This is a genomic window from Actinoplanes sp. NBC_00393 (assembly GCF_036053395.1).
GTDB lineage: Bacteria > Actinomycetota > Actinomycetes > Mycobacteriales > Micromonosporaceae > Actinoplanes.
In genome coordinates this window covers 9,472,108-9,492,610 of the sequence record NZ_CP107942.1, presented here as the reverse complement: position 1 = coordinate 9,492,610, position 20,503 = coordinate 9,472,108, and the positions used below count along the sequence as shown (strand labels likewise).

16 protein-coding genes are annotated in these 20,503 nt (G+C 69.4%); 5 read left to right on the top strand and 11 right to left on the bottom strand.

Features of this window, described 5'->3' with window-relative positions; genetic code table 11:
* Window positions 1–261 precede the first annotated feature (261 nt).
* Together ctaD and OHA21_RS44115 are read right to left on the bottom strand one after the other, a co-directional pair.
* On the bottom strand, window positions 262–2,019 hold the full coding sequence (ctaD, locus tag OHA21_RS44120) for an aa3-type cytochrome oxidase subunit I (RefSeq protein ID WP_328465652.1): 1,758 nt from the start codon (window positions 2,017–2,019) through the stop codon (window positions 262–264).
* 111 nt (window positions 2,020–2,130) lie between these two features.
* Window positions 2,131–3,237 carry an FAD-dependent monooxygenase gene (locus OHA21_RS44115; protein WP_328465650.1) on the bottom strand — a complete coding sequence of 369 codons (1,107 nt, stop codon included), beginning with the start codon at window positions 3,235–3,237 and terminating at the stop codon, window positions 2,131–2,133.
* 141 nt (window positions 3,238–3,378) lie between these two features.
* On the opposite strand from OHA21_RS44115, the gene OHA21_RS44110 reads away from it, so the two are divergent.
* Entirely contained in the window at window positions 3,379–3,777 is a 399-nt protein-coding gene (locus OHA21_RS44110) for a VOC family protein (RefSeq protein ID WP_328465648.1), read from the top strand.
* Here the strand turns inward: OHA21_RS44110 and OHA21_RS44105 are convergent.
* Window positions 3,756–4,439: a helix-turn-helix domain-containing protein gene (locus OHA21_RS44105; protein ID WP_328465646.1), complete on the bottom strand. Its 684-nt coding sequence runs from the start codon at window positions 4,437–4,439 to the stop codon at window positions 3,756–3,758. The two genes, OHA21_RS44110 and OHA21_RS44105, sit on opposite strands and share 22 nt — an antisense overlap.
* Window positions 4,440–4,525: 86 nt before the next feature.
* Between OHA21_RS44105 and OHA21_RS44100 the strand changes: the two genes are divergently transcribed.
* Window positions 4,526–5,593 carry a DNA polymerase ligase N-terminal domain-containing protein gene (locus OHA21_RS44100; RefSeq protein WP_328465644.1) on the top strand — a complete coding sequence of 356 codons (1,068 nt, stop codon included), beginning with the start codon at window positions 4,526–4,528 and terminating at the stop codon, window positions 5,591–5,593.
* A gap of 36 nt (window positions 5,594–5,629) precedes the next feature.
* Here the strand turns inward: OHA21_RS44100 and OHA21_RS44095 are convergent, their stop codons facing one another.
* The 8 genes from OHA21_RS44095 to OHA21_RS44060 form a co-directional block, all read right to left on the bottom strand.
* Window positions 5,630–6,076 (bottom strand): MarR family winged helix-turn-helix transcriptional regulator, encoded by a 447-nt coding sequence (locus OHA21_RS44095; protein ID WP_328465642.1) that lies wholly within the window; start codon window positions 6,074–6,076, stop codon window positions 5,630–5,632.
* A gap of 162 nt (window positions 6,077–6,238) precedes the next feature.
* Window positions 6,239–6,628, bottom strand: a complete 390-nt coding sequence (locus OHA21_RS44090; protein ID WP_328465640.1) for a cupin domain-containing protein — start codon at window positions 6,626–6,628, stop codon at window positions 6,239–6,241.
* Between the two features lie 18 nt (window positions 6,629–6,646).
* Complete coding sequence (locus OHA21_RS44085; RefSeq protein ID WP_328465638.1) at window positions 6,647–8,305, bottom strand: EAL domain-containing protein; 1,659 nt, start codon at window positions 8,303–8,305, stop codon at window positions 6,647–6,649.
* A gap of 337 nt (window positions 8,306–8,642) precedes the next feature.
* Entirely contained in the window at window positions 8,643–12,716 is a 4,074-nt protein-coding gene (locus OHA21_RS44080) for an AAA domain-containing protein (RefSeq protein ID WP_328465636.1), read from the bottom strand.
* 507 nt (window positions 12,717–13,223) lie between these two features.
* Complete coding sequence (locus OHA21_RS44075; protein ID WP_328465634.1) at window positions 13,224–14,021, bottom strand: SDR family NAD(P)-dependent oxidoreductase; 798 nt, start codon at window positions 14,019–14,021, stop codon at window positions 13,224–13,226.
* A 670-nt stretch (window positions 14,022–14,691) separates the two neighbouring features.
* Entirely contained in the window at window positions 14,692–15,360 is a 669-nt protein-coding gene (locus tag OHA21_RS44070; protein ID WP_328465632.1) for a hypothetical protein, read from the bottom strand.
* 127 nt (window positions 15,361–15,487) lie between these two features.
* Window positions 15,488–15,691 carry a hypothetical protein gene (locus tag OHA21_RS44065; protein ID WP_328465630.1) on the bottom strand — a complete coding sequence of 68 codons (204 nt, stop codon included), beginning with the start codon at window positions 15,689–15,691 and terminating at the stop codon, window positions 15,488–15,490.
* Window positions 15,692–16,856: 1,165 nt separating this feature from the next.
* Window positions 16,857–17,228 carry a hypothetical protein gene (locus OHA21_RS44060; protein WP_328465628.1) on the bottom strand — a complete coding sequence of 124 codons (372 nt, stop codon included), beginning with the start codon at window positions 17,226–17,228 and terminating at the stop codon, window positions 16,857–16,859.
* 79 nt (window positions 17,229–17,307) lie between these two features.
* On the opposite strand from OHA21_RS44060, the gene OHA21_RS44055 reads away from it, so the two are divergent.
* The 3 genes from OHA21_RS44055 to OHA21_RS44045 are packed head-to-tail and all read left to right on the top strand — an operon-like array spanning window position 17,308 to window position 20,487.
* A complete protein-coding gene (locus tag OHA21_RS44055) occupies window positions 17,308–18,612 on the top strand; it encodes an AAA family ATPase (protein ID WP_328465626.1) in 1,305 nt (434 codons plus the stop codon).
* Window positions 18,613–18,624: 12 nt separating this feature from the next.
* Window positions 18,625–19,620 carry a beta family protein gene (locus OHA21_RS44050; protein ID WP_328465624.1) on the top strand — a complete coding sequence of 332 codons (996 nt, stop codon included), beginning with the start codon at window positions 18,625–18,627 and terminating at the stop codon, window positions 19,618–19,620.
* A gap of 21 nt (window positions 19,621–19,641) precedes the next feature.
* Window positions 19,642–20,487: a bifunctional DNA primase/polymerase gene (locus OHA21_RS44045; RefSeq protein WP_328465622.1), complete on the top strand. Its 846-nt coding sequence runs from the start codon at window positions 19,642–19,644 to the stop codon at window positions 20,485–20,487.
* Window positions 20,488–20,503: the final 16 nt, after the last annotated feature.

Below are 20,503 nucleotides of genomic sequence, written 5' to 3'. Positions count from 1 at the left end.
CGGGCGCGCGCCAAACGCAGATAGGAGAAGAGGCAGAGGCACGCCAAACGCAGGAGGGAAGAGAAGCCGAGGGCTCAGGGAGAGAGACCGAGGACGCAGGAAGGAAGGCCGACGGCGCAGAGAGGAAGGCCGAGGACGCAGGAGAAAGGCCGAGGGCGTAGGGAGAGAGACCCAGGCGCAGGGAGAGCGGCCGGGCGGCACGCGGGAACGGAAACGGCCCGCCCTCCCGAAGGAGTGCGGGCCCAATCGGCGTTACGGCGCTTACTTGTCGCGGTCGCTCGCGACATCTTCCTGGTAGGTCGCCCCGCCGTCGGACTCCCCGGTCAGCGGGCGGGCGCCACCTTCCGGAGGCCCGGCGATCGACTGGGCGCCGGCCGCCAGCTCCGGGAACTTCTCGTCGAACGCGGGCCGCTCGGAGCGGATCCGCGGCATCCGGTCGAAGTTGCGCAGCGGCGGCGGCGTCGTGGTCGCCCACTCCAGCGAGTTGCCGTGGCCCCACGGGTCGTTGAGCGTGGTGACCTGGCCGACCTTGTACGACTTCCAAATGTTGTACAGGAAGGGCAGGGTCGACAGGCCGAGCACGAACGAGCCGACCGTGGAGAACGTGTTCAGGAACGTGAAGCCGTCACTGGGCAGGTAGTCCGCGTACCGCCGGGGCATGCCCTTGGTGCCCAGCCAGTGCTGCACCAGGAACGTGGCGTGGAAGCCGATGAACGTCAGCCAGAAGTGAATCTTGGCGAGCCGCTCGTCGAGCATCCGGCCGAACATCTTCGGGAACCAGAAGTAGATGCCGGCGAACACTGCGAACACGATCGTGCCGAAGAGCACGTAGTGGAAGTGCGCGATCACGAAGTACGAGTCGGAGACGTGGAAGTCAATCGGCGGGGACGCCAGCAGCACGCCGGAGAGACCGCCGAAGAGGAACGTCACCATGAAGCCGAGGGCGAATAGCATCGGTGACTCGAAGCTGATCTGGCCGCGCCACATGGTGCCGATCCAGACGAAGAACTTCATGCCGGTCGGGACCGCGATCAGGAAGCTCAGGAAGCTGAAGAACGGCAGCAGCACCTGGCCGGTGGCGAACATGTGGTGCGCCCACACGCTCATCGACAGGGCGGCGATCAGCAGGGTCGCGGCGACCAGGCCCTTGTAGCCGAAGACGGGCTTGCGGCTGAAGACCGGGATGACTTCGGTGATGATGCCGAAGAACGGCAGCGCGATGATGTACACCTCGGGGTGCCCGAAGAACCAGAAGAGGTGCTGCCACAGCATCGGCCCGCCGGTCTCCACGTCGAAGACGTGCGCGCCGAGGATCCGGTCGGCTGCCAGCGCGAAGAGCGCGGCCGCCAGGAACGGGAAGACCAGGATCGCGAGCAGCGCGGTGACCAGCATGTTCCAGGTCATGATCGGCATGCGGAACATGGTCATGCCGGGGGCCCGCAGGGTCAGGATCGTGGTGATCAGGTTGACCGAGCCGAGGATCGTGCCCAGACCGGAGAGGGCCAGGCCGACCACCCACATGTTGCCGCCGACGCCCGGCGAGTGCAGCGAGTCGCTCAGCGGCGTGTAGGCGAACCAGCCGAAGTCAGCTGCGCCACCCGGGGTCAGGAAGCCACCGATGGTGATCAGACCGCCGAACAGGTACAGCCAGTACGCGAATGCGTTGAGCCGCGGGAACGACACGTCCGGCGCGCCGATCTGGATCGGCACGATGTAGTTGCCGAACGCGAACACGATCGGTGTCGCGAAGAACAGCAGCATGATCGTGCCGTGCATGGTGAACAGCTGGTTGAACTGCTCCGGTGAGAGCAGCTGCATGCCCGGCCGTGCCAGCTCCGCACGCATCAGGAGGGCCATCAGGCCGCCCAGCAGGAAGAACACGAAGGCCGTGATCATGTACATGATCCCGATCTGCTTCGCGTCCGTCGTGCGCAGGATCCGAGCAAACGCCGAACCCTTGACCTGCCGCCGCACCGGATATGGTCGGGTCGCGATCGGCGACGGCGCAACGGTCGTCACGAATTGCCTCCGTTGTCTCGTTCGTCCTCTCAGGTGCCCCGATGATCGGGCGTACCCCGTGGGCAGAATAGTCCCCCACCGACCTTGGGCTGGCGCGGGGTGACCTAACTGTCAGACCGAGGACACAAGCTCGCGATAGTGATCGGTGAAGATCCGGAGGCCGCGACGGCGCAGCATGGGGTCGCGTAGGGACGGCGGGACGTCACGGGTGCGGTCGCGCTCGCGGGTCCGCTCGCGCACCTCCGTACAGCGTGGACGGCGCCGCGACTCGTACGCCCGAAGCGCCCCCGGAATGTCACCGGGGGCATTGCGCAGCTCCTGACCGAGCACCCAGCCGTCCTCGAACGACATGGCGGCCCCCTGCGCGAGAGTCGGCGCGGTGGCGTGCGCCGCATCGCCGACGAGCACGACCGGCCCCTGCGACCACGCCGGCAGGACGACCTCGTCGGTCCGGGCGACCTGCACCTTCTCGACCTTCTCCAGGATGGCCGGCACCGGCCCCCCGTACGCCCCGAACAGCTCGAGCAGACGCTTGCGCGGATCCTCCGGGGTGGGGCTGTCTGGCGCGGTCTCGTCGGCGTAGCAGTAGAGCCTGCGCCCGCCCATTGGCATCGCCACGAACGACGACCGGCGGCCGAGCAGAGCGGTCCAGTCGGTCAGCGGCGGCCCGCCACTGACCACCGCCCGGTAGACGATCTGACCGGTGGGCACCGCTGGTCCACCGAGGCCGACCACATTGCGGATCATGGAGCGCCGCCCGTCGGCTCCGACGACCAGGTCGTACTCCGAGATGCTGCCGTCGGAGAACTCGACCTTGGCGGCCCCGTCGACGATCTCCAGCCCGCGCACCTCGGTCTCGAACCGCACCTCGCCGCCCACGCCGGTGAGCAGCACCTGCTGGAGGTCGGCCCGGGAGAGCGCCCGGGACTCGCCGACACCGGCCCAGAGCGCGGCCACGTCCATCTCGAAGAGATCGCGCCCGCGCGCGTCGAGGAAGACCTGGCGGAAGATCAGGTCACCCAGCGGGCGCAGCGGGACGTCGAGGCCGAGCAGCCGCAGCGCACGTGACGCGTTACCGGGGAGATAGATGCCCGCACCCGGCACGACGGTGGCGGGTAACGCCTCCACGACCTCCGGCCGAAAGCCGGCGACACGCAGCCCCCGGGCCGCAGCCAGGCCGGCAATGCCGGCGCCCACCACGAGGATGCGCAAGGTCATTGCACCAACGCCTTCTTGTCGATGGATACGCGTCGGAGCCAGAACACTACCTTCTGCCATCGTCGCGGGGGAACACCCGCGATCGACATCAAGTCCGATTTGTTCAAGACGGACGCGCGCCCGGCTCGTAGCGTCACTGTCATGACTCCTGTTCTGAACGCGATCGGCCTGGCCGTGGCCGACATGGCCGCGTCCCTTGCCTTCTACCGTCTGCTGGGGATGGAATTCGAGGCGGGCGCCGACGAGGCGCCGCACGTCGAGGTGACCCTCCCCGGCGGTGTGCGTCTCATGTGGGACTCGCACGCGTCGATCAAGACCTTCGATCCGGGCTTCACCCCGCCCGGGCCGGACGGCGCCCGGATCAGCCTCGCCTTCCAGTGCGACGGACCGGCCGGAGTGGATGCCGCATACCGCAAGCTCGTCGAGGCGGGCCACGCCGGCGTCATGGAGCCGTGGGACGCGCCGTGGGGCCAGCGATACGCCGTCGTGCACGACCCGGACGGCAACGGCGTGGACCTTTACGCCGCGTCGGCCACCTGAGTGACGAGCTCACCCAACGGGACGCCGGCCAGGTCGCGCACCTCCCGGGCGAGGTGGGCCTGGTCGGCGTAGCCGGAGTCGGCGGCCACGGCGGCGAACGCCCGGCCGGCCCGGGCCAGGGCGACGGCCCGGCGCATCCGGAAGATGCGGTTGAGTGTCTTCGGCCCGTACCCATACGCGGCCACACTGCGCCGGCGCAACTGGCGCTCGCCCAGGCCGGCGCCGGCCGCGATCTCGCTGACCGGCCGGTCGGCCCGGGCGCCCTCGGCGACCGCGACCATGACCGGATCCGGTGGCTGCCAGCGTTCTCGCGCGGCGGCCTCCAGCGCGGCGCCGGGGTCGTCGGCCTCGGCGATCCGGCGGACCTCGGTGGCCGGCCAGATCTGGTCGAGCGGCACGTGCCGGTCGACCAGCTCGGAGGCGGGCACGCCGAGCACGCCTGGGCCGGTGCCCGCGCCGAAGCGCAGCGCGTGGTGGCGATCGCCCGGCGTCGGCGCGCTGAGCTGTGCCGTGGTGTCGGGCCCGGCCACGAAGACCGAACCCTCGTGCCAGATCAGGTCGAGGCACCCGTCCGGCAGGATGCGCCCGGTGCCGGTGTGTGGCGCGGCGATGCTGCGCCAGGCGACCACGTGCGGCAGCGAGGAAGGCCATTCGGTGTACATGCCGACACTCAACCATCGGGGTACGACAATTCCCGGCCGAGTTACACCCGTGTATTTCCCGGCCGGGGCGGGCAGAGAATCGAACTATGACGGACCGCCTCGACGACTACCGCCGCAAGCGGGACGCCCGGCGCACCCCGGAACCCGTCCCACCGGCCACGCCCGGGCCGACCGGGCAGTGCCGCTTCGTCATCCAGCAGCACCACGCCCGCAGCCTGCACTGGGACGTCCGGCTGGAACGGGACGGCGTGCTGGTCTCGTTCGCCGTGCCGCGTGGCCTGCCCCGCGACCGGGCCCGCAACAACCTGGCCAAACACACCGAGGACCATCCGCTGGAGTATCTGGACTTCGCCGGCGAGATCCCGGCCGGTGAGTACGGCGGCGGCCGGATGACGATCCACGACCAGGGGACGTACGAGGCCGACAAGTGGCGGGACGACGAGATCGGCGTCACCTTTCACGGTGAGCGCACGAACGGTCGATACGTCTTCTTTCAGACCGGCGGCCGGGACTGGATGGTCCGCCGGATGGATCCGGCCGAGCCGGGCTGGGAGGCGATGCCGGACGCCGTGCAGCCGATGCTCGCGACCCGGACCGCAGGACTCCCGCCGGACGACGGCGACTGGGGATACGAGCTGAACTGGGGCGGGCGCCGCGTCATCGCGTACATCTCCGGTGGAAGAGTGCGCCTCAGCGATGCCGACGGCGCCGATGTGACCTCGTGGTATCCGGAGATCCGGCCGCTCGGGCCGGCGCTCGCGCCGATCGAGGCAGTGCTCGACGGCGAGATCGTCGCGTTCGACGGCGCCCGGCCGGCGCCGGAACTGCTGGCCCGGCGCAAAGCGCCGAAGGACTCGGCAGCGGCCCGGCGGGCAGCGGAGCGCACGCCGGCACACCTTCTGCTGTACGACCTACTGTGGCTCGAGGGTCATGCCACGACCGAATTGGTCCGTTACGCCGAACGCCGGGAGTTGCTGGACGGCCTCGACCTGGCCGGCGACCACTGGCAGACCCCGCCCTACTTCCCGGGCGGCGGCGAGTTCGCCCTGGAGACGGCCCGGACGCAGGGCCTGAACGGCGTCATCGCCAAGCGGCTCGACTCGCCCTATCTGCCCGGGCGCCGGAGTCGTCTCTGGTTGTCCATCCCGGCATGAGGACAGCCTGCTGGCCGACCAGCAGAGCGCCGCCATTCAGGGCCGGAGCAGCGCCTCCGCCAGTTTGGCCAGCTGACGCATCTGAGCCGTGGTCAACCGGTCGAAGATGAGCTGCTGCACCGCTTCGGCGTGCCCGGGCGCCGTCTCGACCACCTTGGCGAACCCCGCCTCGGTGAGGACCGCGATCTGCACCCGGCCGTCCTCGGGGTCACGCTCGCGGCGCACCCAGCCCCGCTCCTCCAGCCGGGCCACCACATGGGACAGTCGTGACAGTGACGCGCAGGCCAGTTTCGCCAGCTTGCTCATGGCGAGCCGGCGGTCCGGGCGCTCGGAGAGGGTCATCAGGACGAGGTAGCCCATATGGGTCAGCCCGGCGTCGCGCTGAAGCTGCCCCTCCAGGGCCGCGGGCACTCTGACCAGCACCTCGACCAGGCGCCGCCAGGTATGTTGCTGCTCCTCGGTCAACCAGCGGGGCTCGTCCATGCAGGAAGATTAGTGCCGACTACCGATCGGTCGCCGAATCGATCGACTTACGTGAACCTGGCCGGGTACTCTGTCCGGGGACTTTCACCCCGAACACGGCGCCGGAACCGGCTGGCTGGGGGGCCTCGGCCGGTTCCGGCGTCGTGTACCTACGCCCGAGATTCACGACGAGGGCGGCTCGTCCTTGCCGGCTTCCTCGAGAGCGTCAGCCTCTTCCTTGGTCTTGTGCACAGCACCGTCGGCGTGCTCCGGCGGGCCGTAAACGGTGTAGAGGACCAGCGGGTTCGGACCCTCGTTGAGGAAGTTGTGCTTGCGGCCGGCGGGCACGACGACCAGGTCACCCTGCTGGACCTTGCGGGTCTCGCCGGAGATGACCGCCTTGCCGACACCGCTGACGAAGGTGAGGATCTGGTCCACCTCGTGGACCTCCTCGCCGATCTCGCCGCCCGGCGGAACGGTCATGATCACGAGTTGGGTGTGCTTCCCGGTCCACAGGACCCGACGGAAATCCTTGCTCTGCTCCGCAACGGTGGCAATCGTGAAGTGCTCCATGCCCGCACGTTACCCGGGTCAGGCTCCCCGCAATCGGCTCGGCGGAACAGGCGACGGCCGCCCGATCAGATAACCCTGCACGTAATCGACGCCGAGCTCGCGCAACATCCGCAGCGTCGCCTCGTCCTGAACGAACTCGGCCACCGTGTGGATCCCGTACGCCTGGCACACCTGCACCAGCGCCCGCACGAGCACCTGATCCTGCGGATTGTCGACCAGATCCACCACGTACTCACCGTCGATCTTGACCAGGTCGATCGGGAAGAGCCGCAGGTAGCGGAAGGACGCGTACCCGGAGCCGAAGTCGTCCAGCGCGAGCCCGCAGCCGAGATCCCGGACCCGGTCGGCGAACCGGCGGGCCTCACTCAGGTTCCCGATCAGCGCGGTCTCGGTGATCTCGAAGGTGAGCTGGGCCGGGTCCACCCGGTAGCGGTCCAGCAGCTTCTCCACCTCGGTGGTCAGCCGCGGGTCGCCGACCGAGCGGCCGGAGAGGTTGACCTGCAGGCAGAGGCCCGGCTCCTCGGCGGCGAGCCGCATGGCCCGCTCCACCACCCAGAGGTCGATGTCGAAGACCGCGTCCAGCCGCTCCGCGGCGTCCAGCACCTGGATCGGCGACTGCGGGCCGTCCGCCTCGTCCAGGACGCGGAGCAGCAGCTCGTGCCGGGTGACCTTGTTGGTCTGCAGCTCCAGGATCGGCTGCGAGTAGAGAGTGAACCGGTCGGTGCCGAGCGCGTCGGCCAGCCGGGTCCGGTACGAACCCTGCCGGTCACGAACCGGCACCGGATGCGCCAGCCGGGTGAGCGAGCGTTCCGCCTCACGGGACTGCCGCCAGGCCTGCTCGGCGTCGATCAGCAGACCGTGGCTGCCGGCCTCGGCATCACGTTCGAAACGGACCAGCCCACCCCAGGCCTGGACTTCCTCGCGCAGCGTCGCCATCAGAACCCGCGACTGTTCCCGTGCGTCCCGCCACGAGGTTCCCGCGTACAGCACGGCGACCTCGTTGGGTCCGACCCGGCCGAGCAGGTGCTCCGGCCGGACGTGTTCCTCCAGCACCCGGGCCACCTGGTGCAGCAGCTCGGCGTTGTCATCCGGACGCTGGCGGCCCTGTACGCGCACCACCAGCAACGCGCCGCCGGCGTTGCGCAGGGCGCGGTCGATCTCGTCGGCGAACCGGGCCCGGATGAGCAGGCCGGTGGCCGGGTCGGGCTCGACCAGCGACGCCTGCACGGTCTCGCCACGCCGGGTGAGCCGCGCCGACTCCCGGCGCGCCCGCTCGCGGGACGAGACGTCGCGAACCGTGCCGCGGATCCCGCGGACCGTGCCGTCGGAGCTCATCATCGGCTCGAGGCGGCAGTCGACGTCGAACCAGCCACCATCCGTACGCATCAACCGCACCGTCGTGTGCACGGTGTGCCGGCTGGTCCAGGCCTCGGTGATCGATCCGAGCGCCTTGGCGTGGTCGTCGCGGTGCACGTAACGCGCCAGGATCTGCCGGGTCATCTCCTTCTCGGCCGGCGGCCGGCCGATCATCGCGGAGAGCGCGGCGGACCAGACGATCTGGTCACCGGCGGCGGTGTACGTGAACCAGGCGGCCCGCTCGTCGGTGGGTTGCCGGGGCTCGGGCAGCATGGCTGGTGGCGCCGGCGTCCAACGCTCCCGTTCTTCGGGCACCGTCATCCGCCGTCACCTCCCCCCTTGCGCACGGCTGATCCCCCTGCCACCAAGTCCCCTCACCTATTACGACCTGTCACCAGGCCGTAGTAACAGTGGATACCGGCGTCAAAGTTTTGACGTTTCCGCCGGCAAGGCCAGGAGCAGGGAATTATCGCCCATCCAGAGTAACGAAACAACCGATCGGATGACCTCGTTCCCCCGCAATTACGCCGAAAACCCCTCACGCCTCCATGACAGACAGTTACTTCAAGTATTCACTTTGGAACCTTGCGCAGTTTCCTACCCGCAACCAGCCATCGACATGCACGCAACGCGTCCAAAGACATGCACGCAGTGACGGTCAGACCGGTGTGATCTCCAGCTCGGCGATCCGCTGCCAGACCGGGCGCATCGCCGCCTCCGGTTCCCGGGCGAAGACGCTGCCCCGGATCCGCACGAAGACGCAGTTGCCGACCCGCTCCAGCACCGACTGCCGGCGCATGTCGCTCTCCCACTGCTCCGGCCCGTGATAGGCGTCGCCGTCGCACTCGATCGCCAGCCGCCGCCCGTCCGGCGCGTTCAGCACGAAGTCGATCCGGTAGCCGCCGATCCGGAACTGCGGGATCGGCCGGAAACCCCGGCCGACCAGGAGCTTGAGCACGGCACGCTCGAAATCACTCTCGCAGCGCGCGGCCAGGTCGGCAGTGGCGCCCTCCACCGGAAGATCGAGGGCGTACGCGAGAAGCAGCCCCCGAGCGTCATCAGCGAGAAGAGCGTTCGGGCGCACCGAATGGAAGATCCACAACTGATCACGCGCCCGGGACGCGGCCACGTTGATCCGCCGGTGGTAGTCGCGTTTCGTGAACGCCGCGATCCGCGGATCGTTCTCGGACACCACCATCGAGATCAGTACGACGTCCCGCTCGTCGCCCTGGAACGTGTACGCGTCGCCCACCCGCAACCGCCGCGCCTGGATCTCGTCCTCGCCGATCGCCTCGCGCAACTGGGTGAGCAGATAGTTCGCCTGTCCACTGCTGCTCAACAGGCTGATCACGCCGAGCGTCTTCCCGTCGTACCGCGGGTCGGCCACGATCTTCGTGACCCGCTCGACCAGCGCGTTCGCCTCCTCCAGGTTGACGTCGCCGAGGCCGGGCTGCGGCTGGCGTACGCCGGTGGCGGCAAAAACGGTCTGAATCGGCGGCAGAGCCGGCCGGTCCGCCCGCAGCGGCATGATCTTGCCGTCGTAGTAGTGCCGCGACGAGAACTCGATGATCTGCGGTACGCAGCGGAAGTGCTCGGTCAGCAGGATCCGCTCCGGGGAACGGCGCACCGCGTGGTCGTAGAGCGAGGACTCCGGGTCGAAATGCTCGGCCGACGGCACGCCGTCCAGATGACGCCGGATCAGCCCGGACACCGAACCGACGAACCCGAGCTGCGGCCCGATCTGCTGGTCGTCGCCGACCACCACGGCCCGCTCGGCCAGCGAGAGCACCGGCAGCGCGAAGAGATCCGCCTGGGACGCCTCGTCGACGATCACCACGTCGAACTTCGCCCCACCGGCGAACTGCTCGATCGCCCGGTCCACCGACATGACCCAGACCGGCACCGCGGTGACCGCCTGCTCCATGGCCCGCTGCGCGTGCGCCTGCCAGGCCGCGGCACCCCGCCCGGTGCCCTTGCCGATCTTGCGCAGCGCGGTGGTCCAGTCGGCCAGCGCGGCCCGGCGCCGGTCGTCGAGGGCCCGGGCCACCTCCAGCCAGGCCGAGGCCACGACCAGCTCGCCGGTCAGCCGCCGGATCTTGGCACGGGCGCGCTCCACGCGGCGGGACAGCACCGCCGGATCGACGTCGCCGACCACCCCGTCGAACCAGGTCTGCGCACGCCGCCACTCCCAGGCGTCCAGGCAGGCCTGCCCGGAGACGACCGGATGCTCACCGCCCGCGATCTGGGCGGCCCACTCCGGAGCGATCGACGCCAGCCGGTCGTGCGCGGCATGGAACCGCATCACATCCGGTTGCAGCAGAACCAGCCGGCGCACCTCGGCGACCGCCTCGTCCCAGCCGTCCAGGCTCTTCCAGGCCTCCACCAGGTCCGGCCACAGCGCCAGCCGGTCGGCCACCGCCCGCTCCACGGTCTGCGCCTTGTCCAGCGCGAACACTTCGAGGGCGCCGGCCAGCTGATCCGCCACCTCGGCCAGGCAGGCCGCATCCGGCTGCAATTCCCGCTGGGGTACGAGTGCCGCGAGCCGCCCCGCGAGAGGCGGCCACCGGTGCAGATCGAAGTCGAGGGACTGCGACGCGTCGGCGAGCAGCGCACCGGCCCAGACCTCCGGATCGCCCCAGCCGCTCGCCGGGTCCGGGATCGACAGGCGCTCCACCCACTCCTGCCACACCTCACCCAGCCGGCGGCGGGCCTGGGTACGCCGTACCCCGGCGATCGCAAGATCCACGTCGGCCGTCGTGCGCACCGGCTCGCCGTCGACCCGGATCTCCTCGGCCAGCCGGTACAGAGCGGCCTGCAACAGCCGGTTCAGGCCCCTACCCGCGGCGAACCGCTGCCGGATCTCGGCCAGCCGGATCAGCAGCAGCTTCGGCTCGGCCAGCAGCGGATCCGGCACGACGATCCGGTGCCCGGTCACCTCCCGGGCCAGCCCGGCCAGCTCCCCGTAGATCGCCTCGGTGGCCGCCACATGATCGGTCCAGACGGTGCGCCAGTGCGGGTCGTCCAGCAGCCGGCCGAGACGGTCGGTCCACGTACCCTCCCGCCGGCGCAGCCAGTTCACCGCCTCCCGCAGGTCGCCCACCAGCTCCGCCATACCGGCGCGGCGCTCCACGCGTACCGATGCCAGATCGACGCCCGCATCTGCCAAGAGCGACAGGCGCGCCTCGGTCTGGGCGCTCTTCTCCCGCTGGGCCGCCGTCTCGGCGGCATCCGGCAGATCCTGGATCTCCGGCAACGGCCGCATCGCGGCCGCGCGATCCTCCGGCGACAGTCGCGCCGCCAGCTTGAGCAGCGTCGCGAAATCCTCGATGGTGAGCGGCGCCGGACCCGAGATCGGATCCGGAATGCCGCCGTGCGCGGCAGCACGCTCGCGCAACCAGGCGCCGACCTCGGCGGGGAGCAGAGCAACCCCACCGATCTGGTACGAGACAGCCTCGCTCTCAGCGATCAATCGCAGTCCCGCCAGCGCGGCGGCATGCTCGCGCTCGGCCTCCTCCAGAGTGCGGGTGAGCCGCTCCACCCGGCGCGCCTCGGCGTCCTTGTCCAGCGTCGCCGCCCGGTCGGAGAGCTCGCGCGCGGCCAGCTGGAGCTGCACCAGCTGGTCCGTGGTCCGGCCGAGCACCGCCAGGCAGAGCGCCTGCACCTCCTCGGGCAGGCCGTCGCGGAGCACGCGCAGCGGCTCCTCCTTCTGCGCGACCACCAGGACCCGCTTGCCGTTCGCCATCAGGTGGCAGATCAGGTTGCGGATGGTGTGGGTCTTGCCGGTGCCGGGCGGACCCTGCACCGCGACGTTGCGGTGATGGGCCAGCCGGCGCGCGATCGACTCCTGCGCCTCGTTCGTGGGCAGTGGCATGAGGAGGCGGCCGCCCACCCGCTCCCAGCGTTCCGGCTGGTCGTCGGGCATGGTGAGGCGGCTCGGCTCATGCGCGACGACGGCGGCCAGCGAACCTACCGCGCTGAAGTCGCCGCTGGTCAGGCGGTCGCGCAGGTTCTCCAGGAAGCCTCGCAGCTGCCGCTGTCGGGGTCGCGCGAAGAGGACTGCGGTGTCGCGGATGAAGGTCTTGGCATCGGATCTTTCGGACTCATCCAGAATTATCCGGTCATGGCCGAGGCGGGTGAGCGCGCGTTCGAAGAACTCGCGCCGCTCGAACTCGCTCCAGAGATCCACCTCGACCACGCCGCCCGGGCCGGCGAGCCCGGCCAGCTGATTCAGGTAGCGCTCGTCGAGGCCGCTCAGCACCGCGGTCTGCAGCCGGGACGGACCAGCCGGGGAGACGCTGACCAGCGCCCGGTCCGGGTCGTACTCGATCAGCACCGGCGTGGCGACCAGCGGATAACGCACCCGGGTGCCGTCGATCGTGGTCTCCAGGATGCCGTGCCCCCAGACCAGCTCGGTGGTGGCCACCGCCATGTCCAGCTGATGCATCCGGTCGAAGAGCCGGCGATGCAGCTCCCGTGTCTGCTCGGCGGCGGCGGTCGCTTCCGACCAGGGGCGCCAGGCTTCCTCCCGCCACAGCTCGAAGGGGTCCGGCTCAGCTTCTCCGTACTTACTGTCTCCCTCTGCCGAGCCTTCGGCCCTGGCTTCCGGCTTGCCTGCTACCTCGGCTACCGGCTTGCCTAGTGCCTTGGCCTGCTCCTTCTGGGCTTCTGCTGTCAGCTCGGTCGGGGCGGGTTCGTCCGTCGCGGAGATCTCGCCACGCAGCCTGCGACGCAAGGCCGCCGGAACCGCCACCGGCGGCGGAAGATCAGGCCGACCCACCCTCAGCCAGGACGTGCCATCAACCCCCGGGCCGACCTGACAATCCGGATGCCGCGGAAGGGAATCGAGCCAGTGCGCATCCGTCGGGACAGTACGAGCCGGACGATCCATCTGAGCCCGCACGGCCAGCAGATAGTCCGCCACCGCCACGGCCCGATCCCGGATCGTCGTGGGCGACTCCCGCTGCTCAGCCATCCCCAGGAGTTTAGGCCGTACCGTCGATCCCGCGAGCCTGCCATTTCCGGCGGCGTGCCGACATCAAGCCGGCGTCGGCCACGGCCTGGCAGCCGCTCCTCTCCCGGCCTCTCCGCCTTCCCCGACTTCCGGCCTCCGCCGCGCTCACCGGCTCCGCCGCCTGCCACGGTTCCAGCCTTCTCCGATCGATCCGCCGAGCCGCCATCTCTTGGGCGGTGCTCCCCTTCGAGGTCACGCCTCTCGGACCTGCCGTCTCGTGGGCGCCTCTCAGGGATTCCGCTCTTCCGGGTCCCGGCCGACCGCCGAGCGCCCACCGTCGATCGGGATGATCGCGCCGTTGATGAAGCTGGCCGCTTCGGAGAGCAAGAAGGCAGCCGCCTCAGCAACTTCGCCGGGACGACCCATCCGCCCAAGCGGCTGAAGCCGGCGAATCTCCTCCGCGAACCACTGCTGCCCAGCAGCCGACAGCCCAGCAAGGTGAGAATCGGAACGCTCAGTAGCAATAGACCCAAGAGCCAAAGCATTGACGCGTACGCCAAAAGGCCCGTAATCCACCGAAAGCGCCCTGGTCAACCCCTCGATAGCCGCCTTGGCAGTCGCGTAGGGCACGGCTCCCCGCACGGCCCGCTGCGCCTGATGAGACGAGATGTTGACGATGGCACCGCCGGCGTCGTCGCGGCCCTGGTCAGCAGCGAGGAAGTGGCGTAGGGCGACCGCGCACCCAACCAGCACCGGATCCAGGTTGCTCCGGATGAGTGCAGCAACCTCCGCGGGCGCCTCATGCAGTCGAGCGTCCCGAAAGACCGCGGCGTTGTTGACCCAGCCACGCAAAGGCGCCGCCGCAGCAGCCGCCTCGGCCGCGCGCCCGGCAACGCTCTCGTCAGCAGCGTCCCCGATCACCGGGATGATCCGCTCTCCGTCCGGATGCCGCCCGATCCAATCGAACCCGGCGCCATCAAAGTCAAGAACGGCCACGACAGCGTTCGCAGCCACAAGCCGTTCGACGATTGCCCGCCCGATGCCACGGCCACCACCGGTGACGACGTAGGAGACCCGCTCACCCATGCCGATCATCCTGGCGCGGTCCACCTTCAATCACCACCGAACCGCGCGTCCGTCATGACAACCCCACCGGCCCAGCAGCCGCACTCCGGTACAGCACACCCGGCAGACGGCGACCCGAGCGGCAATACCCGGAAACGGCCACCTCCTGGCGGCAACCCAAACAGGTCCACCTGGAACGGTGCCACCCTGCAGGCGATGACCCGGACTGCATTGCCTAGGGGACACCACCCGCCGAAGCCAGCACAGCAAGATGAAGAGCTGCGCCAGCCCGCAACGGCGACCGGAGGAAGCGCGTCCCCGAGGCTGCGCCGAACGGCCGGCAGGACAACGGCCCCCTGACCCGTCCCGTGGCGCAGGAGGATGCGCCGAACGGTGGCGTGGGAGCGCTTGACCAAGAGATCCGCCCAGGCCGAGGCGATGCTCCGGCGGGCGGGAGGCGCTTGCTCGAGCGGCGATCTTTGTGGCTGGCTCACAGTGCTGTCTCAACGGCCTTCAGACAGCACTGCGAGCCAGCCGAGGGGATCTGGCTGACTCACAGTGCTGTTTAATCCGGGCGGAGAAGACACTGTGGGTCAGCCGGACCAGGCTCGTGATCGTTTTGCTCTGCAGCGCGGATCTGGCTGAATCAGGCACGTACCTCAGAACTGGAAGAGGTAGCGCGCGGCTCGGGTCAGGGGAACTGCATGCGGCGAGGGCGCGGGATCACCGGCGGCGGCAACGGCAGGTCGTCCAGGTGGCTCCAATTCAGGGTGCCGTTGTCGGTCGACTTGATCTCGCCCAGGCAGGCGCGGAGAAGGCCGAGGTTGGGGGCTCCGGCGTAGCCGGCGATGACAACCTCCGGTTTCGGTGCGATCTGAGCGATCGCCGCGCAGATCTTGGCCACCTCACGCTCGTCGACGGCGTCGAGCGGGAGCGGGGCCTCGACCGGTGAACGGCGCCACGGCGGACCGAACCGCCGGAGCAATTCGCGGGCGAGCCGGCCGAAGGAGCGGCCGATCTCGGCGTCCCGCATCGAGAGCCGGGCTGACTGGCCGTAACACCACGGCACCACGACGTGCCCGTTGATCAGGACCAGTTGATAGACGGACCTGGGAACACTGATGATTTCCGCTCCGGGAAGGGTGCCGAGGAAGAGAACCAGTTCCTCGTACGGCAAAGGCCAGCGCGGATTTGCTAGGACACGTTCCATGGTCTGGGTCATGGCTGGGTGAGCGTGGACCTCGCGGTCGATCGCAGTGCTCAAGGCTTCTGGCACTCGGGTCCACAACTCGTCGGCGACCTTGTCACCGAACTGCTCGATCAGCCAATCACTCGGACCGACGAGAACGTCTGGGCGCATTCCCCACCACCACCGTCCGTGTTACTGACGTCACTGCTGGCTAGAAGAGTTGCACTTCCAATGATCGACTGGAAGGGGGATGTTGCTAGATCATAGAAACATCCGTGAATGAAAGTCCGCATGTCGATCAATGCTTAGCCACGACGATGGAGCCGCCGGACGCATAGCGTCGAAACCTGCAACTTGCACGGCGAACCACACGCGCAAGTTGCAGATCAGTTTCGCTTTTCACCCGTACCCGATATTGAAGACGAGAGTTATTTCCGGGCAGTGACGAAGAAGCAAACATCATTTCACGCGGCATGATCAAATGGTGCGCCACCAGCGTCACCGGAACTTCTATGATCGCTTGGAGCCGGTCCTCAAAGGATGGCCGCCATGGCCGAAACCGGCTGCAGACGCGCGACGGACTTGCACCGAGATCCGCCGCAAGCCGATGGCCCCGTCGGGCCACATGATCACCAGACATCGGGCGACAGGACAACTGTCGGATACTTGTCACTTCCCACCCAGCGGTCAGAAGCGGCGACGCAACCCACGCCCAGACGCTCTCTTACACAGCATCCACAGGTCCGGCCCAACGCCGCAGCCCGCCGACCCACAGCCTGCCGCCCGCCGCCATCACCCGAGAAGCCGAGTCAGCCCACGCGCTACAAGCCCGCTCGGCCTCGCCCCGCCTGCCTAGCCTCGCCCTGCCTAGCCTCGCCCCGCCTGCCTAGCCTCGCCCCGCCTGCCTGCCTAGCCTCGCCCCTCCTGCCTAGCCTCGCCCGCACTAGCTTCACCCCGCGTCGGCTCACCCACGCGCGCTAGTTCCGCCTACGGCCGCCCGTCCTGCGCGCAACACCACCGCGCTCCGGACCTAACTCCGTCGTCCAGCCGACTTGATCATGCTCAGCTGACGCAGAGCGTCGCTTCCCGACTGTCGAAGGAGCGCTAAGCGTCAGCCAGACGCCCTGCCATTGACGCCCGGCACAACTGAAGTCAAAACGCCGACTCGGCGCCCTTCCACTCGATCGTCAGCGAGAGCTCGGATTCCAGGTATCTTCCGGCCGCTTCTGAATCAGGGCGATTGGCTGGCCTATTCATCAAGGGCAAATCGCATTCTTCAACTGAACCGCAGAAAGAAAATGGCATCAGGGATGGTGTTGCAGACGCTGACACTAAACTGATTCAACGAGCCCAGAACGGGCGACGTTCGACATGGCGAGCGTCCAGCGCCCGAGGCGAAACCGCGGATACGGGCAGGCCACGTCACCGCCGGGCGGGCCGGCACCGCTGGGCGGCCTCGGGCGGGCGCCTCTTTCCCATCGGAACGTGAACGGTCACAGCTTGACGGGTTCAGGTTGTTCCCACTACTCCCTCGCCCGAGGTCGGCGCTTCGGCGAAGTGACACCTCGGCCCGCCCAGGGCCGAAACCGGCGGGAAAGGCGGTCGCCCGGACACAACCCTCGGCAAGCCAATCCACAAGTGCACGAAGCGCCTGTGGACAACCCGCTTCAGGACGGGTCGACGGTGTCCCAGGAGTACCGGAATCCGGCCGGGGGCAGCCGCCACTCCCGCAGCACCGCAAGAAGCTCACTCTCGTCCGCCGCCTCCGCATGACGCAGCCGGACGAAGCCGAGGTCGTGGTCGTACCCCTCTAATCTGTCGGCCTCGAATTCCCACTGGGCGACGCGGAAGCTGCGGCCGGAGTTGCTGTGCACCCGGCCCGCCCGGACCGCCGCCTCGTCGGCGGGCCCGAGGCTGGGCACGATGTGCACGAACGACCAGCGGTACGGCTGGGACGCCGGAACCGGCATGCCGAGCCGTCGGCCCAGCCGCAGGGCGGCCAGTTCCACTGCCGGCCACGCCCATTCACGATCTTCCATGATGGGGGCAGCCTACCTACCCGATGTGTCGAAGTGGCGACCGAGCGTTTTTGTCGGAGGCGGGCGCTACGGTGCCCGGGTGAGTTCGAACGCGATCGTCAGCCCGGCCGAGGAGGCCGCCACCGTCATCTCCGCGGTGCTGAGTGACCTCAGTTCCGGCCGCCATCGCGGCGTGGTCGTCGACTCCCCACCCGGCGCCGGCAAGTCGACGCTGGTGGTCCGGGCGGCCGGTGAGGTGGCCGCCACCGGCGAGCCGTTGATGATCGTGGCGCAGACCAACGAGCAGGTGGACGACCTGATCGACCGGCTGGGCGCCCGCTCGCCGGAGGTCACTGTGGGCCGGCTCTCGGCGGTCGATTACGAGCCTTCGGCTCGGGTCCGGGCACATCAGGCATGCCGGGTCGCGGCCAAGGTCGCCGATCTGGGTTCGCCGGCAATCACTATCGGTACGGCGGCGAAGTGGGCCACCGTCACCGAAGGCACCTGGCCGTGGGCGATCGTCGACGAGGCGTACCAGATGCGGTCTGACGCGTTGTTGCGCGTCGCGCCGCGCTTCGAGCGCGCCCTCTTCGTCGGTGACCCAGGCCAGCTCGACCCGTTCTCCACCGTCGAGGTCGACCGCTGGGTCGGTCTCTCCTGGGATCCGATGCAGAGCGCCGTGGCCGTGCTGCTCCGGCACAATCCCGACCTGCCCGTGCACCGCCTGCCGGTCTCCTGGCGTCTGCCCGCCTCGGCGGCGCCGGTCGTCGCCGAGGCCTTCTACCCGTTCACCGGGTTCCGCTCAGGCACTGGTCCCATGGACCGCACACTCGCCTTCCAGCGCTCGGCGGAGAGCCCACTCGACGAGGTGCTGGACACCGCGGCGGCAACCGGGTGGGGGTTGCACGAGCTGCCGGCCCGGTTCACGGTGCGGACCGACGCCGAGGCGGCTGCCGCCTGCGCGGCACTTGCCGGCCGCGCCCTGCTCCGCGACGGCGTGGCCGCCTCCGAGTCCGGGACCGGCCCGCTCACCGCGGACCGGATCGCCATCGGCGCCGCCCACCGCGACCAGGTCGCGGTGATCCGCTCCCTGCTGCCACCGGAGGCCGCCGAGGTCACCGTGGACACGGCGAACCGTCTACAGGGCCGGGAGTACGACTTGACCGTCGTGCTGCACCCACTCTCCGGCCGGCGGGATGCCACCGCCTTCCACCTGGAGTCCGGCCGGCTCTGCGTGCTCACTTCCCGGCACCGGCACTCGTGTGTGGTGGTGGCGCGGGCCGGGATCGCCGAGCTGCTGGACGCGCACCCCTCCACCGAGCCGATGCACCTCAACGTGCCGGTCAAATTTCCGGACGGATGGGAGGCAAATCAATCGATGCTTGCGCATTTATACGATTCGTAACACTGTGTATGGATGGAGCGTGACGGGGTCTACCGCCCGATCCTGCGGCCGCGTCGCGGCGAGCTGGCCGCACTGGCTCACCTGTCCGACGACGAAGCCGAGCGGGTCGCGCCCGTTCTGGAAGTCGATGCGATCGACAACGTCCTCGCCCTGCTCCGCGAGCTGCGACCGAGGACCGCCACGCTGGCGCTGGACCTCGGCAACCTGTCCGAGCCGTACCCGGCGCTGCTCGCCGAGAAACTGGCCGCCCTCGGGGTGGCGATGGTCCCGGTGCTGCGGCCGCACGAGAGTGGTCGGCAACTAGTGGCGCACGGGCTGGCCGCCCGGATGCACCTGCGCCGCGCGATCCTGCGACTTCAGCCGCACGCCGACGCCGGGAATCCGGCCGAGGCGGACGCCGTCATCGACCGGGTCCTGGCGATCACGGCGCTCGATCCGGCCGACGTCGACCTGCTGATCGATCTGGCCGAGACCGCCTGCGTCGCGCACGCCGACGAGGTGGTGGAACGCGCCCGGCGGGTGATCCGCTGGGCGAAGGGACTGCCGTGGCGGTCAGTGAGCGTGGCTTCCGGCGCGATGCCGCCGAACCTCGACGATCTGCCCACCGACCGTCCGGTGCGGCTGGGCCGGCTGGACGCGCGCGTCTGGGAACGTCTCGGCGAACCAGGCGTCGGGTACGCGGATTACGGGGTGACGTCACCGGTCCGGCGACACGGCGTGCAGTATCACCGGCAGTTGCCCACGCTGCGCTACACCACCGAGCAGGACTGGTGGATCTACCGGTGGGCGCGGCGGGGTGGGCGCAGCGACGACCGCTGCCACGATCTGTGCCGGACCCTGGTGACGTCGGAGCAGTGGCCGGCGGCGGGGGCGCGGTTCTCCTGGGGTGATGCCGAGATCGCGCGCCGGGCTCGGACCGCGCGGGGCGCCGGCAGCCAGGCCAGCTGGATCGCGTGGAGCACCTCGCACCACATCTCGCATGTCCTGCGGACGATGCCGGGAACCTGAAATTGTCGTACGGTTGTTCTAATGTCGCTTACGGCTGCCCTTGCGTACGCCCGGCACGGCATCCCGGTCCTGCCGGTGCACACGCCTGACCAGGGTGGCGGCTGTTCCTGCCATCGAGGAGCCCGATGCGACCATCCCGGCAAACATCCCCGCCTCCGGCACGGGGTGACCGAGGCCTCGACCGACCCACGGCTGATCACGGTCTGGTGGACCCACTGGCCCCAGGCCAACGTCGGCCTGCGCACCGGCGTCGTCATGGACGTGGCGGATGTCGACTCGGCCGAGGGCTGGCACGGGCTGCGCCATCTGCTCGACGACGACGTGCCGCCCGGCCCGCAGGTGCGCACCGGTGGGGGCGGCCGCCACCTCTGGTTCCAGCCCACCGGCTTCGGTAACCGTGTCCGGCTGCTGCCCGGCCTCGACTGGCGCGGCGCGGGCGGATATGTGCTGGCGCCGCCGTCGCAGCACGCCACCGGCGTCAGCTACAGCTGGTTGCAGCGCCCCACGGGCGGCCTTCCGGCCAGCCCGGCGACGCTGCGTGCGCTGATCGAGGGCCCGCAACTGCTTCCGCGGGACCAGCCGGTCACCCACCCGGATCGGTACGCGGAAGCCGCACTGGACGCCGAAGCGGACCGGGTGGCCCGCGCCCCGGTCGGGACACGCAACGACACGCTCAACCGCGCGGCGTTCGCGCTCGGCCGTTTCGTCGGCGCTGGCCTCTTGGACGCGGCAGCCGTGCGGTGGGAGTTGACGGTGGCCGCCCGCTACGCGGGTCTCGGCCCAGCAGAGATCCGCGGCACCATCCGCTCCGGCTTGACCGCCGGCCGCCGCCAGCCCTTCACCAGATACCCCCGCGACGCCGCCTGACCAGCGGTCACGCCGC

What these genes read in the sequence shown, in the direction of transcription:
- OHA21_RS44115 (WP_328465650.1), bottom strand. Translation starts at nt 3,237, where the DNA reads ATGACCTTGCGCATCCTCGTGGTGGGCGCCGGCATTGCCGGCCTGGCT.
- OHA21_RS44110 (WP_328465648.1), top strand. Translation starts at nt 3,379, where the DNA reads ATGACTCCTGTTCTGAACGCGATCGGCCTGGCCGTGGCCGACATGGCC.
- OHA21_RS44105 (WP_328465646.1), bottom strand. Translation starts at nt 4,439, where the DNA reads ATGTACACCGAATGGCCTTCCTCGCTGCCGCACGTGGTCGCCTGGCGC.
- OHA21_RS44100 (WP_328465644.1), top strand. Translation starts at nt 4,526, where the DNA reads ATGACGGACCGCCTCGACGACTACCGCCGCAAGCGGGACGCCCGGCGC.
- OHA21_RS44095 (WP_328465642.1), bottom strand. Translation starts at nt 6,076, where the DNA reads ATGGACGAGCCCCGCTGGTTGACCGAGGAGCAGCAACATACCTGGCGG.
- OHA21_RS44090 (WP_328465640.1), bottom strand. Translation starts at nt 6,628, where the DNA reads ATGGAGCACTTCACGATTGCCACCGTTGCGGAGCAGAGCAAGGATTTC.
- OHA21_RS44085 (WP_328465638.1), bottom strand. Translation starts at nt 8,305, where the DNA reads ATGACGGTGCCCGAAGAACGGGAGCGTTGGACGCCGGCGCCACCAGCC.
- OHA21_RS44075 (WP_328465634.1), bottom strand. Translation starts at nt 14,021, where the DNA reads ATGGGTGAGCGGGTCTCCTACGTCGTCACCGGTGGTGGCCGTGGCATC.
- OHA21_RS44070 (WP_328465632.1), bottom strand. Translation starts at nt 15,360, where the DNA reads ATGCGCCCAGACGTTCTCGTCGGTCCGAGTGATTGGCTGATCGAGCAG.
- OHA21_RS44060 (WP_328465628.1), bottom strand. Translation starts at nt 17,228, where the DNA reads ATGGAAGATCGTGAATGGGCGTGGCCGGCAGTGGAACTGGCCGCCCTG.
- OHA21_RS44050 (WP_328465624.1), top strand. Translation starts at nt 18,625, where the DNA reads ATGGAGCGTGACGGGGTCTACCGCCCGATCCTGCGGCCGCGTCGCGGC.
- OHA21_RS44045 (WP_328465622.1), top strand. Translation starts at nt 19,642, where the DNA reads ATGTCGCTTACGGCTGCCCTTGCGTACGCCCGGCACGGCATCCCGGTC.